13 protein-coding genes are annotated in these 13574 nt (G+C 69.3%); 8 read left to right on the forward strand and 5 right to left on the reverse strand.

Going from position 1 to position 13574, the window contains the following annotated elements; translation table 11 throughout:
* Nucleotides 1-32: 32 nt before the first annotated feature.
* Together pknB and AOP72_RS05375 are read right to left on the reverse strand one after the other, a co-directional pair.
* Nucleotides 33-1997 (reverse strand): Stk1 family PASTA domain-containing Ser/Thr kinase, encoded by a 1965-nt coding sequence (gene pknB, locus AOP72_RS05370; protein ID WP_062133422.1) that lies wholly within the window; start codon nucleotides 1995-1997, stop codon nucleotides 33-35.
* A 60-nt stretch (nucleotides 1998-2057) separates the two neighbouring features.
* On the reverse strand, nucleotides 2058-3404 hold the full coding sequence (locus AOP72_RS05375; protein WP_062133425.1) for a lytic transglycosylase domain-containing protein: 1347 nt from the start codon (nucleotides 3402-3404) through the stop codon (nucleotides 2058-2060).
* Between the two features lie 111 nt (nucleotides 3405-3515).
* On the opposite strand from AOP72_RS05375, the gene AOP72_RS05380 reads away from it, so the two are divergent.
* Nucleotides 3516-3869, forward strand: coding sequence for an Rv2175c family DNA-binding protein (locus AOP72_RS05380; RefSeq protein ID WP_062133427.1), 354 nt, complete (start codon nucleotides 3516-3518; stop codon nucleotides 3867-3869).
* A gap of 3 nt (nucleotides 3870-3872) precedes the next feature.
* Here AOP72_RS05380 and AOP72_RS05385 read toward each other — a convergent pair whose 3' ends face one another.
* Nucleotides 3873-4949 (reverse strand): polyprenyl synthetase family protein, encoded by a 1077-nt coding sequence (locus AOP72_RS05385; protein WP_062133430.1) that lies wholly within the window; start codon nucleotides 4947-4949, stop codon nucleotides 3873-3875.
* Between the two features lie 108 nt (nucleotides 4950-5057).
* Here AOP72_RS05385 and AOP72_RS05390 point away from each other — a divergent pair, with 108 nt between their 5' ends.
* Together AOP72_RS05390 and AOP72_RS05395 are read left to right on the forward strand one after the other, a co-directional pair.
* Nucleotides 5058-6113, forward strand: a complete 1056-nt coding sequence (locus AOP72_RS05390; protein ID WP_062133433.1) for a DUF4192 domain-containing protein — start codon at nucleotides 5058-5060, stop codon at nucleotides 6111-6113.
* Nucleotides 6114-6294: 181 nt separating this feature from the next.
* On the forward strand, nucleotides 6295-7656 hold the full coding sequence (locus tag AOP72_RS05395; RefSeq protein WP_062133436.1) for an RNA polymerase sigma factor: 1362 nt from the start codon (nucleotides 6295-6297) through the stop codon (nucleotides 7654-7656).
* A 12-nt stretch (nucleotides 7657-7668) separates the two neighbouring features.
* Here AOP72_RS05395 and AOP72_RS05400 read toward each other — a convergent pair whose 3' ends face one another.
* Nucleotides 7669-8658: a DMT family transporter gene (locus AOP72_RS05400; protein ID WP_062133439.1), complete on the reverse strand. Its 990-nt coding sequence runs from the start codon at nucleotides 8656-8658 to the stop codon at nucleotides 7669-7671.
* Between the two features lie 86 nt (nucleotides 8659-8744).
* Between AOP72_RS05400 and AOP72_RS05405 the strand changes: the two genes are divergently transcribed.
* Both AOP72_RS05405 and AOP72_RS05410 read left to right on the forward strand, forming a co-directional pair.
* Nucleotides 8745-9089 (forward strand): hypothetical protein, encoded by a 345-nt coding sequence (locus AOP72_RS05405; RefSeq protein WP_062133442.1) that lies wholly within the window; start codon nucleotides 8745-8747, stop codon nucleotides 9087-9089.
* A gap of 1 nt (nucleotide 9090) precedes the next feature.
* Complete coding sequence (locus AOP72_RS05410; protein ID WP_062133445.1) at nucleotides 9091-9561, forward strand: GNAT family N-acetyltransferase; 471 nt, start codon at nucleotides 9091-9093, stop codon at nucleotides 9559-9561.
* Here AOP72_RS05410 and AOP72_RS05415 read toward each other — a convergent pair.
* Nucleotides 9558-10406: a TspO-related membrane protein gene (locus AOP72_RS05415; protein WP_152650258.1), complete on the reverse strand. Its 849-nt coding sequence runs from the start codon at nucleotides 10404-10406 to the stop codon at nucleotides 9558-9560. The two genes, AOP72_RS05410 and AOP72_RS05415, sit on opposite strands and share 4 nt — an antisense overlap.
* Between AOP72_RS05415 and AOP72_RS13535 the strand changes: the two genes are divergently transcribed.
* The 3 genes from AOP72_RS13535 to AOP72_RS05425 all read left to right on the forward strand — a co-directional run bounded on the left by AOP72_RS13535 (nucleotide 10405) and on the right by AOP72_RS05425 (nucleotide 13551).
* Entirely contained in the window at nucleotides 10405-10548 is a 144-nt protein-coding gene (locus AOP72_RS13535) for a hypothetical protein (RefSeq protein WP_193746361.1), read from the forward strand. The two genes, AOP72_RS05415 and AOP72_RS13535, sit on opposite strands and share 2 nt — an antisense overlap.
* Before the next feature lie 4 nt (nucleotides 10549-10552).
* On the forward strand, nucleotides 10553-12652 hold the full coding sequence (locus tag AOP72_RS05420) for a DNA gyrase/topoisomerase IV subunit B (RefSeq protein ID WP_084631326.1): 2100 nt from the start codon (nucleotides 10553-10555) through the stop codon (nucleotides 12650-12652).
* A 134-nt stretch (nucleotides 12653-12786) separates the two neighbouring features.
* Nucleotides 12787-13551 carry a hypothetical protein gene (locus AOP72_RS05425; protein WP_062133451.1) on the forward strand — a complete coding sequence of 255 codons (765 nt, stop codon included), beginning with the start codon at nucleotides 12787-12789 and terminating at the stop codon, nucleotides 13549-13551.
* Nucleotides 13552-13574: the final 23 nt, after the last annotated feature.

A 13574-nucleotide genomic window follows, 5' to 3' on the forward strand; every position in this document is an offset into this window, starting at 1 on the left:
CGGGGGAGTGTCGCCCCGTCAGGTGTCGTGTCTCAGCTGTCGTAGACCAGCGTGACCGTGGAGCCCACCTCGAGCTGCGTGCCGGGCGCCGGTCGCTGGCCCACCACGAACTCCGGGGTGGTCCACGGCCAGGGGTTGTCAGCCTCGAGGTTGACGGTCAAGCCAAGCCCCTCCAGCTCGTCACGAGCACGCTCGACGGTGTTGAACGTGTAGTCGGCCAGCTCGACCAGCGGGGGACCGTCCGAGACCCAGATGGTGATCTCCTGGGTGCGGACACCGTCTACACCTGCCTCTGGGCTCTGGCGGAAGACCTCACCCTGAGGCGCATCGAGGGTGCGACCGCGCTCCACGGTCACCACCAGCGCGTCCTCCTCCAGGACGTCGATGGCCGCGGCCTCGGTCGACCCGACGACGTCGGGGACCGTGATCGGTGCGGGACCGTCGGAGAGCTGGAGCGACACCTTCGTGTCGTGCCGCACCGTCTTGCCCTGCGCGGGGGTGGACGCCGTCACTTCACCCTCGGGAACCGTGTCCGAGTGCGTGAACGTAGGGTCGCCCACAGGGAAGCCCGCGTCGCCCAGCACTGCGATGGCTTCGCTCTCCTGCAGGCCCACGACTTCGGGAATGGTCTCCTGGCGAGCGCCCTGGGACACGATCAGCGTGATGTCGGAGCCGTTGAGCAGCCGTGCCTGCTCCTTGGGATCAGTGCCGATCGCGATGCCTTCGGCGATGACGTCGTCGAACTCCTCCTGCGTGGTCACCACGAACCCGAGGGCTTCGAGCGACGCGGTGGCGTCCGCCTCTGTCTGGCTCTGCACCGAGGGAACCGTGGTGTAGGCACCGGGGCCGATCGAGGTGTACCACCAGAGGCCCAGGCCGCCGAGCACGACGAGAGTCGCGAGGACGGCTCCGATCCACCAACCCGTGCGGCGGTTGGGCCGCTCTGGCTCGATCGCATCCGGGTCGTCGTCCAGGATCTCGGCATCTCCGCCCGCGACCAGCGCCGCGGCGCCGCCCAATCCGATGGGGAGGGCGATGGTCGATCCAGAGGGAGCGTCGGACAGCACCGTCGTCGCGCCGTCATCGTGCGCAAGGGGGACGGCACCCGACGGCGGGTCCGCCCGGCGATCGAGAGTGGGGTCATCGATGAGCGAGCGAGCGTGACGCACGAGCACGAGAGCGGCGGCGGCATCGGCCGGGCGGCCCTGAGGGTCGCGCGCGGTCATGACGGCGACGAGCTCATCGAACTCCACGGGAAGCCACGGCACGGTGGCCGATGGCGCAGGCATGTCCTCGTGGACGTGGCGCGACGCGACGCCAAGCGCGGTCTCGGCAGTGAAGGGCTGACGCCCCGTCACCATCTCGTAGAGGAGGATGCCGCACGAGTACACGTCCGCGCGGGCGTCGGCATCGCCGTCGGCGACGAGCTCGGGCGCCAGGTAGGCGACCGTGCCGAGCAGCATGCCGGTGGACGTGCTCGTGACCTCGGTGACGGCTCGCGCGAGGCCGAAGTCGGCGAGCTTGGGTCTTCCGGACTCATCGAGCAGCACGTTCTCAGGCTTGACGTCTCTGTGCACGAGTCCTTGCCGATGCGCGGCTGAGAGAGCGTCGAGGACGGCATCGGTGATGGCGAGGGCCTCTCCGACCGCCAGCGTGCCCTCCTGCGTGACGCGCTCACGCAGGTTCTCGCCGTCCACGTACTCCATCGTGAGGTAGGAGAGATCGCCGTCGACGCCCTGGTCGTACACCCGCACCATGCCCGGGTGGGTGAGCCGAGCCGCGGACTTGGCCTCGCGTCGGAACCGCGACACGAAGTCCGCCTCGCTCGCGTCGGCGGCGAGGTGCTGGTGCATGATCTTGAGAGCGACGTCGCGCTCGAGCCGCTTGTCGAAGGCGACATAGACGGTGGCCATGCCGCCCGCCGCGACCCTTTCGCGCACCTCGTAGCGGCCGTCGATCAGACGGCCGAGCAGGGGGTCGGTCAAGGTCTCGGACACGGGTTCATTGTATGCGGGTCGAACGGCGCTGACGGTGGTCTGTCGACGGTGCGCCGCGGGTCAGGAGAAGCGGCCCCTCAGCGCGAGCACGCTCGCGACGTAGCGCTTGGTGTCGGCGTACATCCCGTACTTCCGCACACCGGACTCGCCCTGGTAGTAGCCGGCGATGGCGGTCTCGAGTGCACGACCGTCGCGCTGCAGGTGGCGAAGCACGGCGACACCTGCGGTGACGTTGTCCTGGGGGTCGAGCAGGTTGAGGTCACGGCCCACGAGGTCTGACGCCCATTCGCCCGTCGTGGGGATGACCTGCATGGCGCCCACGGCGTTCGCGGGGGACACGGCCCGCATGTTGAAGCCGGACTCCTGGTAGGCCACGGCCTGCGCGAGCGCGGGGTCCACGCCCATCTGCTGCGCGGTCGTGATGATCATCTGCTGCATCTGGGCTCGCGACGGGACGTCCATGGCGTTGAGAGTCGCCTTGTTCTGGTTGGCGGCGCCGACGACTCCCGCGGAGTATGTGCGGCCCAGGAAGGTGTCGCCGACGAGTCCCGTCGGGACGCCGCCGGGGATGGTGAGGCTCTGCCCGACGCGGATGACCGAGGGGTTCTTGATGGCGTTGGCCGACACGAGCGAACTCACCGAGACGCCGAACCGAGTCGCGATACGCGCGAGGGTGTCACCGGACGCGACCGTGTACTGCTGAGTCGTGCCTCCGAATTCGGCAAGGTTCTTGTCGGTCGCCACGCTCGAGGCAGGGGCCGATGCGGGGGCGTCTCCTACGGCGGTCGCGCCGGGGATCGTCAGCGACTGGCCTTCGCGGATGATCGCCCGCGAGTCGAGGCCATTGGCGCGCACGATCGACGAGACCGACGTGCCGTAGCGCCGTGCGAGGTCCCAGACGGTGTCTCCTCCCGCGACGGTGTGGCGCAGCGCGTCGGTCGTCGACGATGCGATCGTCACGGTCGAGGAGACGGGGGTCGCGGTTCCGCCACCGGGAATGGCGAGCTTCTGGCCGTCGCGGATGATCGCGCGCGAATCAAGGCCGTTGGCAGTGATGATCGCGGAGACGGTGGTGCCGTAGCGCCGTGCGAGGTCCCACACGGTGTCGCCGGGCGCCACCGTGTGGGAGCCGGACGCCGTGATTGCGGCGGCGTCCGAGTCGGTGGGGATCGTGAGCGTCTGGCCCACGATGATGACAGCGCGAGAGTTCAGGCCGTTCGCGTCGATGATCGAGCGCACCGTGGAGTCGTAGCGAACGGCGAGCGCGCCCACCGTGTCACCGTCGGAGACGCGGTGGCGTTCGTCGGCGGCTGCGGGCATCGCCGCGAACGTCGTGGCGGCGATTGCGGCCGCGGTGGCGAAGGCTGCGGTCCGCGCAGTGCGGACGGAGGGGGACGTCGGGGCCACGGTGTTCTCCTAGCTGAGGCGCATGAGGCTGATGTGACATATGTGACTCATGTGACTGTAACTCCGGCCCTGGGGATACGCAAGGGTGCGGAACCTTTGTAGCCTTGGTGCGTGACTGACTCTGATCGCTGGCTTCCTATCCCCGACTTCGCCGACCGGCTCGACATCACTGCGGCGCGCGTGCGTGAACTGCTGCGGGAGCGTGCTCTCGTGGCCGAGCGGCGCGGCGATTCGCAGGCGTGGCACTTGCCGGAAGGCTTCATCGACGAAGCGGCCGACGAGGGCCCGCGAATCCTGCCCACGCTCCGCGGCACGATCACGGTGCTCGCCGATGGAGGCTTCTCCGACGAGGAGATCCTCAGGTGGCTGCTCGAGCCTTCGGAGGAGTTGGGGACCACCCCCCTCGCGGCGATGCGCGAGGGACGTCGTGCTCCCGTCCGCAGGGCGGCGCAGGCACAGTTGTAGACGTCAGGCCGTGCGGTCGACCGCCATCGTGATCAGCGCCTCCAACGCGGCGCCGCCCTGGGGCGTCGGACGCTGAGCGACGAGAGTGGCGCGTGCGCTGGCCGCTGAGGCGGCGATCTCCGCCTCTGACCACGCCACCGCATCGGTGCGACGGACGACGTCGAGCACGCGCTCGACGTCATGATCCGCGGCCGTGCGGTCTCCCAGGGTCGAGGCGATCACCGCCCGTCCCTCGTCGTCAGTGCCACGCCACGCTCGCCACATCACCAAGGTCCGCTTGCCTTCCCTGACATCGTCCCCAGCGGGCTTGCCCGTCTGCGCGGGAGAGCCAGTGAGGCCGAGCAGGTCGTCCCGGAGCTGGAAGGCGTGGCCGAGTGACAGCCCGGCTTCGCGCATGGCAGCGATCGCCGCCGCATCGGCGCCCGCGATGGCGGCGCCGAGCGCGAGGGGGAACTCCGCGGTGTAGGAGGCTGTCTTCGCTCTCATCACGTCTCGTATCTCCTGCTCCTGGTCCCCAAGCGCCGTGAGTGGGGCCGCGGCCGCACGCATGTCGGCGTACTGGCCCAGGGTGACGATGTCCGCCATGTCGGAGAAGAGCGCCGACACCGAGCGTGCGACCGCAGCAGAGAGCGTGGTCAGGGCGTCTCGCAGCGCCCGTTGGCAGCACATGAGCGCGAGATCCCCCGCAAGCACCGCACCCGCCTCGCCGAACGCGGCCGCGTCGCCGTGCCAGCCACGTTCGTCGTGGAGCGCCTCCACCCGCCGGTGCGTCGCGGGCCTGCCTCGCCTCGTATCGGAGCCGTCCAGCACGTCGTCGTGCACGAGCGCGGCGGTCTGGAACAGCTCCAGAGCGGCAGCCACGCCCGTGGCCGCGTGCGACTGCGTTCCACCGCACGACTCGTGGGCCGCCAGCAGCAGCAGCGCGCGCACGCGCTTGCCCCCCGTCGACACGTCGCGCAGGGGCGTGAGCAGCTCCTCCGCGAGCGGACCGAGCACGGCACCTGCGCGCGTCTGCTCGTCGAGAGCGGCGGCGATGGCGCGGTCGGTCTCCGACTTCCAGCGTGCGATCTCGTCATTCACGCGATCAGCCTAGGCGCTCGCGTCCCCATCCCGGCGCGTACGGCGTGACTCCACAGTTCGCCGCCGACGGCGGCGCGCGGCGGCGCCTACCGCGTCCACCATGCACGCATGCAGACACGACACCTGACCGGTCCGGGCGAACTCATCGCGGCCATTCCCGCGCTCCTAGGCTTCACGCCGCGCGAGTCGGTGGTCGCCGTGGGATTGGACGGCGCTGGCGAGGTGGTCGCCGCGCTGCGGGTCGACCGCAGCGATGCTGGTGTCGCCGAGGTAGCGGCCTCGCTCGGGCGAACGATGGCCGCTCGTCTGCGGGCCGCATCGGCGAGGCGAGCCTTCCTGGTGACCTTCACGGTCGACGATGTGTCGCTCGCGTGTCCCGCCGTCGAGGCACTTCGCCCCGAGGTCGAAGCCTCAGTCGAGCGGCTCGACGTGTGGGCGTGCGACGGTGACCGCTACCTCAGCCCCGGGTGCGCGGATCCGGTGTGCTGCCCGGTGGGCGGTCGCGCGGTGCCGTGGCGATCGCTCCGGACGGACGGCCCGATGTCGGCGAGCGCGCTCGCCCACGCCTTGACGGATGACGGAGATGGGCCCGCAGCCCCATCGCGGCGACGCAGTGCCGCGCGAGCGGCCGACCGTTGGTGGAGCAAGAGGGCGGGCGGGCTCGACGCATGGCGCTGCGATGCCTGGCAGAGGTGTGCCGAGTCGTTTCCGCTCGACGCAGGGGCGCCCGAGATCGGCCGCGCCATCGCCGGCCTGCAGGACGTCCGGGTGCGCGACGCACTCATCGTGGAATGGCTCGGCGGCTCGGATGACGCTGTTGCGGACACCTTGTTCGGCCGCCAATCGCCGGCGGTCGCGGACGTACTGGATGGCGCGATGCGCGACCCGGGGCGAGAGCCGCCCGGCGAGGCTGCCGTGGCGGCGTCGCTCCGGTGGTGCCGACGGCTGGTGGCGCACGGCCGTCGTCGCGAGCAGGCTCCCGTGCTCGCGCTCGCGGCGGTGGTGCTGTGGTGGTCGGGGGACATTCCGGGCGCCCGCCAGTCGGCCGAGGCGGCCCTGCGGCGCGACCCTCGCTACTCTCTCTCGCGCCTCGTGCATGAGGTGGCAGAGGCAGGAATCGCCCCCGCGTGGACGCGCCGTCCGGGTACCGGTTCACTCACGTGAAGGCGAACGGTGGGAACGGATGCCTTGACATCGACGTTATAATTTAATGGATTTGCGCGAGGCGGAAGGAGCCTCCTAGCTCCCGATTCTCAAGCGAGAGGTTTGCAGTGCCCACCACCTCACCCGAACGCTTCGGCGGCTCGGGGAAGTCCGCGCAGAACCCACAACGTACGGCTGGCGCATCGCGCGTCCGCACCCGACAGGGCATCACCACCTCGCCCGCGTCCGCCTCACGGCGGCCGACATGAAGGAGAAGGCCACGACTACCGCAGCCGCTTCCAGCGCCCGCAAGACCCCCGCAGCGAAGAAGGCGTCGTCCCCGACGGCAGCCGAGTCCGCCACCGAGGCGGACGAGACCACTGAGAGCGCGGGCACCCCCGCAGCGAAGAAGGCACCCGCAAAGGCCGCCACGACGAAGCCGCGTGCGACCAAGGCCGCTGCACCCGCGAAGAGCCGTCGCGCACCGGCCGCAGCCAAGGACGAGGCGGCCAAGGACGCGGACCCAGACGAGGCTACTGACAAGGACGCCAAGGGCGCGGACGCCGAGGACGCTGAGGAGGACGACGAGAAGGCTGGCTTCGTGCTCGGCCACGCCGAGGACGACGCGCCGGTCCAGCAGGTCATGACGGCCGGAGCGACGGCGGACCCGGTCAAGGACTACCTGAAGCAGATCGGCAAGGTCGCGCTGCTGAACGCCGAGCAGGAGGTGGACCTCGCCAAGCGGATCGAGGCCGGCCTGTTCGCCGAGGAGAAGCTCGCCACGGGGGAGAAGATCCCCGCCGCCATGCGCCGCGAGCTGCAGTGGATCTCCAACGACGGTCGCCACGCCAAGAACCACCTCCTCGAGGCGAACCTGCGGCTGGTCGTGTCGCTCGCCAAGCGCTATACCGGCCGCGGCATGCTGTTCCTCGATCTCATCCAGGAGGGCAACCTGGGCCTCATCCGTGCGGTCGAGAAGTTCGACTACACCAAGGGCTACAAGTTCTCGACGTACGCGACGTGGTGGATTCGCCAGGCGATCACCCGCGCCATGGCCGACCAAGCGCGCACCATCCGCATTCCGGTGCACATGGTCGAGGTCATCAACAAACTCGCGCGCGTGCAGCGTCAGATGCTCCAGGACCTGGGACGCGAGCCCACCCCTGAGGAGCTCGCCCGCGAACTCGATATGACGCCCGAGAAGGTCGTCGAGGTGCAGAAGTACGGGCGTGAGCCGATCTCGCTGCACACCCCCCTCGGTGAGGACGGCGACAGCGAGTTCGGCGACCTGATCGAAGACTCTGAGGCCGTGGTGCCCGCCGATGCGGTGGGCTTCACCCTGCTCCAGGAGGAGCTCACCAAGGTCATGGACACGCTCAGCGAGCGTGAGGCCGGTGTGGTGGGCATGCGGTTCGGTCTCACAGACGGCCAGCCCAAGACCCTCGACGAGATCGGGCGTGTGTTCGGCGTCACGCGCGAGCGCATCCGTCAGATCGAGTCCAAGACGATGTCGAAGCTGCGTCACCCGTCACGCTCGCAGGTTCTCCGCGACTACCTGGATTGATTGGCGGCGCGTCTACGGCGCCTCCGGTGGGACGCCGGCCCCGAAGCCCTCGGGAGCCGGCGCCTCCTCCGAGCGATCGCGCGCAGTCTGGGCCACGACGATTCCCGCCAGCACCACCGCTGCGCCGACCAGTTGGCCCACGCTGAGGGTCTCGCCCAGCCACAGCCACGCCACGGCGAAGGCGAACAGCACTTCCGACGAGGCGAGAATGCCTGACGCGGTGGCGCTGATGTGTCGCAGCGAGATGAAGATGAGCGTGAAGGGCGCGAAGCCGCCGAGGACGACAATGAGCACCAATGGCAGCCACATCGGCGCCACGATGTGGTCGAGGCTGCCGCCGAAAGACACCGGATCACCGAGCGATCCGGCCGGGATGGCCCACCAGCGCGACAGCAGGATCCAGAACGCCGTGGCGAACGCGCCCGTCCAGAACGCCACCGCCATCGCTGGCCTGCCAGCCACGGAGCGTTCTCCGCCAAGGAAGTAGAAGGCATACGCGACGGCTGCGCCGAGCGCGGCCGCCACACCCAGGCCAGACAGCGGAGAGTTCCAGACCTGCGCCACGATCGCGAGGCCGACGAGCACAGCGACGATGGCGCCCCACAAGCGTGGATGCACGCGCTCCTTGAAGACTGCCCACGCGAACAGGGCTATCAGCACGACTGCCGTGTACTCGAACAGCAGCGCGACGCCGACCGGGAGCAGCGAGATCGCGACCGAGTACAGCCATTGCACGATCGCGAGGCCGCCGATGCCGAGCGCCGCGAACCACGCGAGCTCGCGACGTGGGAGGCGGAACTGTGATCGGTCGGTGGCCAGGAGCACGCCACCCGCGATCACAGCGGTCCCGAGCACACGGAAGAAGGTGAGCTGCTCGGGAGTGATGCCCGCCTGCATGACGACCTTCGCCATCGACCCGTTGAAGCCGAACAGGAAGGCTCCCATGAGGACGGCACCGGCGCCGATCGCGGGGGAGCGACGATGCGCAGGAGGCGGAGTCACGGGGCTCATGCTACGCGGGCGTTTCTCGCCGACCTGCTCACTCGGCGCGATAGCATCGGGGGCGTCATCACGAGAGGTCGGAGACCATGAACGCCCTGCGCTACATCCTGCTCATCCTGCACTTCATTGGATTGGCGGCGATCCTCGGGCCGGTGCTCGACCAGCTCCGCGCGCAGGCCAAGCGCGTGACGGCCGTCATGGTGTGGGGCGCGCGGGCACAGATCGTCACCGGGCTCGCGCTCACCGGCGTAGCGTTCGCTGGCGACAACGAGCCTGACCACGTCAAGATCGCGGTGAAGCTGCTCGTGGCACTCGCGATCGCCGGACTCGCGGAAGTGGGCGCGAAGCGCGACCGGGGGGTGGAGCGCTTCTGGATGCTGATCGGTGTGCTCACGGTGGTGAACATCGCCATCGCCGTGATCTGGCGCTGATATGTCCGCAGTCCGGCTCGCGACATCGGCTGACGCGGCCGAGATCGTGCATCTCGGCGCGCTCATGTATAAGGCCGTGGGCGCCAAGCCGACGCCCATGTGGGCCGTCGATGCCACGCGCGTGGTCCGCGACCGATTGGGTCGCGACCTCATCGGCATGGTGATCGATGCGCCGGAAGGCGGCCTCGCCTGCTGCGGACTTGTCAACATCGCACCGCGCCTGCCGCGGCCGGGGGCGCTCGCGCATCACATGGGCTATGTCCAGTGGGTCTCGACCGCGCCTCAGCACCAGCGCAAGGGCTATGCACGGCTGGTGATGGAGGCGCTCCTGCACGAGACGGACAAGCGGGGCATCGAGGTGGTGGAGCTTCATGCCAGCCCGATGGGCCGCGGGATCTACGATGACCTGGGCTTCTTCGTCAAGGACGACAACGTGGCGATGACCACGGTCCGTAATCGGCCCACGGACTAGCGCACTGGGCGCCCGGGAGCGGGTGGCCGGGGCGCCCGGTCCCGGGCAAAGTCGAACACCGCGAAGGGTGCGCAGAAGGCCGCAACGGCGGCAAGCCCCGCAGCCCACATGACCGTCAGACTCTGCGGGTCGCCCTCGCCGCGGGCGGCGGCGATCCAGGCGAGTCCCCAGGCCATTGCGATGCCGGTGGCGACGACGAGCGCGGGCCTGCCGCGCATGAGCACGGCGAAGGCCACTGCAACAGCGGCGACCGCGACCAACACCAGGATGGCGAGCGCGGTTCCGTCGTCCGGCGCGGCGCCGAGCGAGTTGCGGCCGGTGGCGGCGATGTTCGCGGCCGTCGCCACCGAGACCCAACCCAGGTAGAGCCCCACCGTCACGTCCGTGGTGAGGCGGTCCTTCCACGACGACGGTGGGATGCGCAGTAGGGTGACGGCGATGCTCGCCAGCACCGCCACCAGCACGATGATGACGATCACAGAGACCCACAGCCAGCCCGCCTGGACGGTGCCAATCCAGGCGGCGTTGAGCACCATGGAGGCGAGCACGGGCCACGTGACGGCGCGGAGGCGCGGGTCCGTGGCGCGGCCAGGCAGCGCCTGATAGACGGCGAAGACGGCGAGTCCGGCATAGATCACGCTCCAGATGCCGAAGGCGGGCTGCGCGGGCGCGAGGAGGGTGGCGTCTGCTGCGAGAGCGCCTCCCGATGCCTCGGCGATGGGCGTCCCGCCGAACGCGCCTGCCCCCCAGGCGGCGCCCACGATCGCGAGCGCGGCGCCGATCGCGACGGTGACCTGGCGAAGACGGTCGGACCGTGTGGCCTGGACGTGATGCTCAGGTGTCATGGAGGCCTCCTTCACCGAGGACAACCGGGCGCAGGGGCGAGGGATTCCGCCAGAGCCTGCTCCGGACCGTGCGCGGCAGCCCGCCACCCTGACCGTGCGGCGCGCCCGCGACGGCGACGTCACCGGCTCCACCTATCCTTGAGTCCGTGGCTGCATCCGACTATTCCGCACGACACCTGTCCGTCCTCGAGGGCCTTGAGGCGGTGCGCAAGCGACCGGGAATGTACATCGGCACGACCGATTCCCGGGGGCTCATGCACTGCCTGTGGGAGGTGATCGACAACTCTGTCGACGAGGCCCTTGGAGGGCACGGTGACTCGATCGAGATCATCCTCCACCCCGACAACTCGGTCGAGGTCCGCGACTTCGGGCGCGGCATCCCCATCGACATCGAGCCGAAGACCGGTCTGACGGGCGTCGAGGTCGTCATGACCAAGCTGCACGCGGGCGGCAAGTTCGGCGGCGGCTCGTACGCCGCCTCCGGCGGCCTCCACGGCGTCGGCGCCTCCGTGGTGAACGCGCTCAGCGAGCGTCTCGACGTGTGGGTCGACCGCGGCGGTGCCACGCACCACATGGCCTTCAGGCGCGGGGAGCCTGGGCAGTGGAGTGATCCGGCCGCTGGTCCCGGCCCGGACTCCGATTTCGCGCCGTTCGTCACCGGATCGAAGCTCGACACCATCGGCAAGGTCCCCAAGGGACGCACTGGAACACGCATCCGCTACTGGGCGGATCGCCAGATCTTCAACAAGAGCGCGCAGTTCACGTTCGAGGACCTCATCGCCCGCGCGCGTCAGACCGCCTTCCTCGTGCCCGGGCTCACGCTCAAGGTGCGCGACGAGCGCAACCCGCTCGAGCCCACTGAGGAGAGCTTCAAGTTCGACGGCGGGCCCAAGGACTTCGTGGACTTCATCGGGCACGACGTCGCGGTCACCGACACGTGGGAGCTCAAGGGCTCCGGGACGTTCCGTGAGACCGTGCCTGTGCTCAAGAACGACGGCACGCTGGTGTCGGAGGACATCGAACGCGACTGCCTCGTCGACGTCGCCCTGCGCTGGGGCAACGGCTATGACACCGAGGTGCGGTCCTTCGTCAACATCATCGCCACACCGAAGGGCGGCACGCACCACGCGGGCTTCGAGGCGGGCCTGACCAAGGTGATGCGCAAGGTGATCGAGACCAACGCTCGGCGCCTCAAGCTCACGGGCAAGGATGGCGCCGAGCGAGTGGAGAAGGACGACATCATGGCGGGTCTGACCGCCATCGTGACCGTGCGTATCCCCGAGCCCCAGTTCGAGGGGCAGACCAAAGAGGTGCTCGGCACGGGGCCGGTGCGCGGCATCGTCTCCAAGGTGGTGGAGCAGGAGCTGATGGCCATCCTCTCCTCGTCCAAGCGCGACACCAAGGCGCAGGCGAACACCGTCCTCGAGAAGATCGTGGCCGAGATGCGCGCGCGGATCGCGGCGCGCAAGCAGAAGGAGATCTCGCGACGCAAGAATGCGCTCGAGACCTCCTCACTGCCGGCCAAGCTCGCGGACTGCCGGTCCAACGACATCGAGCACTCGGAGCTGTTCATCGTCGAGGGAGACTCGGCACTTGGCACCGCGAAGCTCGCGCGTCAGTCGGACTTCCAAGCGCTGCTGCCGATCAGAGGAAAGATCCTCAACGTGCAGAAGGCGTCCGTGACGGACATGCTGCACAACGCCGAGTGCGCGTCCATCATCCAGGTGCTCGGTGCGGGCTCGGGGCGCAGCTTCGACCTCGAGCAGGCGCGGTACGGAAAGATCATCCTGATGACGGACGCGGACGTCGATGGCGCGCACATCCGCACCCTGCTGCTCACGCTGTTCTTCCGCTACATGCGTCCCCTCGTCGACGCCGGCCGCGTCTACGCGGCCGTGCCGCCTCTGCATCGTGTCGAAGTGATGGGGTCGCCCAGGCGGGAGAAGGAGTACATCTACACGTACTCCGAGAAGGAGCTCAACGAGACCCTGCGCGACCTCAAGCGTTCTGGGCGCCGCTACAAGGACGATATCCAGCGCTACAAGGGTCTGGGTGAGATGGACGCGGACCAGCTCGCGGAGACCACCATGGACCCCGCGCACCGGATGCTGCGTCGCATCACTGCGGAACACGCGGAGGGCGCCGAACGCGTCTTCGAGCTCCTCATGGGCAACGAGGTGGCGCCCCGGCGCGACTTCATCGTCGCGGGCGCCGACTCGCTCGACGCCGCGCGCATCGACATGTAGCAGTCCGACCAATCCACCTCTCCGGCCCGGGCGAACCCTGGGTGGAGAGTCCTTGCAGCGGCGTCAATGGGGCGCGGCGGCGGGCTTTCCGGGAAGGTCCGGCAGATTGCCGGTCCTCGACGGAAGGAAGCAACATGAGGATTCTGCGATCCACTCTCGTAGCGGCGGGAACTGCCGCGATCATTGCGGCGGGTGCCTCGGGCGCCGTGGCTGCCGAGGGATACAACGCGACGCTCGACGAACTCAACGGCTCCGGCGCCGAGTCGACCGCGATGGTCACCGTCGACGGCACCACGGTCCGCGTCGAGATCGAGGGCACAGGCTTCACGCCCGACGCTCCTCACGCCCAGCATCTGCACGGTGCGACGGACGGCACCGAGTTCATGTGCCCCACCCCGGGGGATGTCGATGAGCTTGACGAGGACGGCGATGGCCTCCTCAGCACTGTCGAAGCCGCCTCCCTCTACGGCGGCGTCATGGTCTCGCTCACGACCGAGGGCGATACCTCCGGCGACTCCGCACTCGCAGTGGACCGCTTCCCGGTCGCGGACGCCGACGGCAACCTCGACTACAGCCGGACCTTCGAGGTGTCAGAGGACATCGCCGGCTCGCTGACGAACATGCACCTCGTTCAGCACGGCTTCGACATCGATGGCTCGGGCGAGTACGACGGCGAGGCACGCTCCTCGCTCGACGACTCGCTCCCGCTCGAGGCCACCATCCCTGCCGCCTGCGGTGAGTTCGGCGACGCGCAGTCGGCGGCCCCGATCGGTGGGGTCGACACCGGCGACGCGGCCGCGGACACCTCGACGGCCGTGGTGTTCGGCTCTGCCGCCGCCGCCACCGCCGTGGCTGGTCTCGGTTTCGCCGCGTACAGCCGCCGCCGCGTGCAGCAGTAGCCGCCCGCTACCCACAGACCGCT

Source organism: Demequina aestuarii (assembly GCF_000975095.1).
Taxonomy (GTDB): domain Bacteria; phylum Actinomycetota; class Actinomycetes; order Actinomycetales; family Demequinaceae; genus Demequina; species Demequina aestuarii.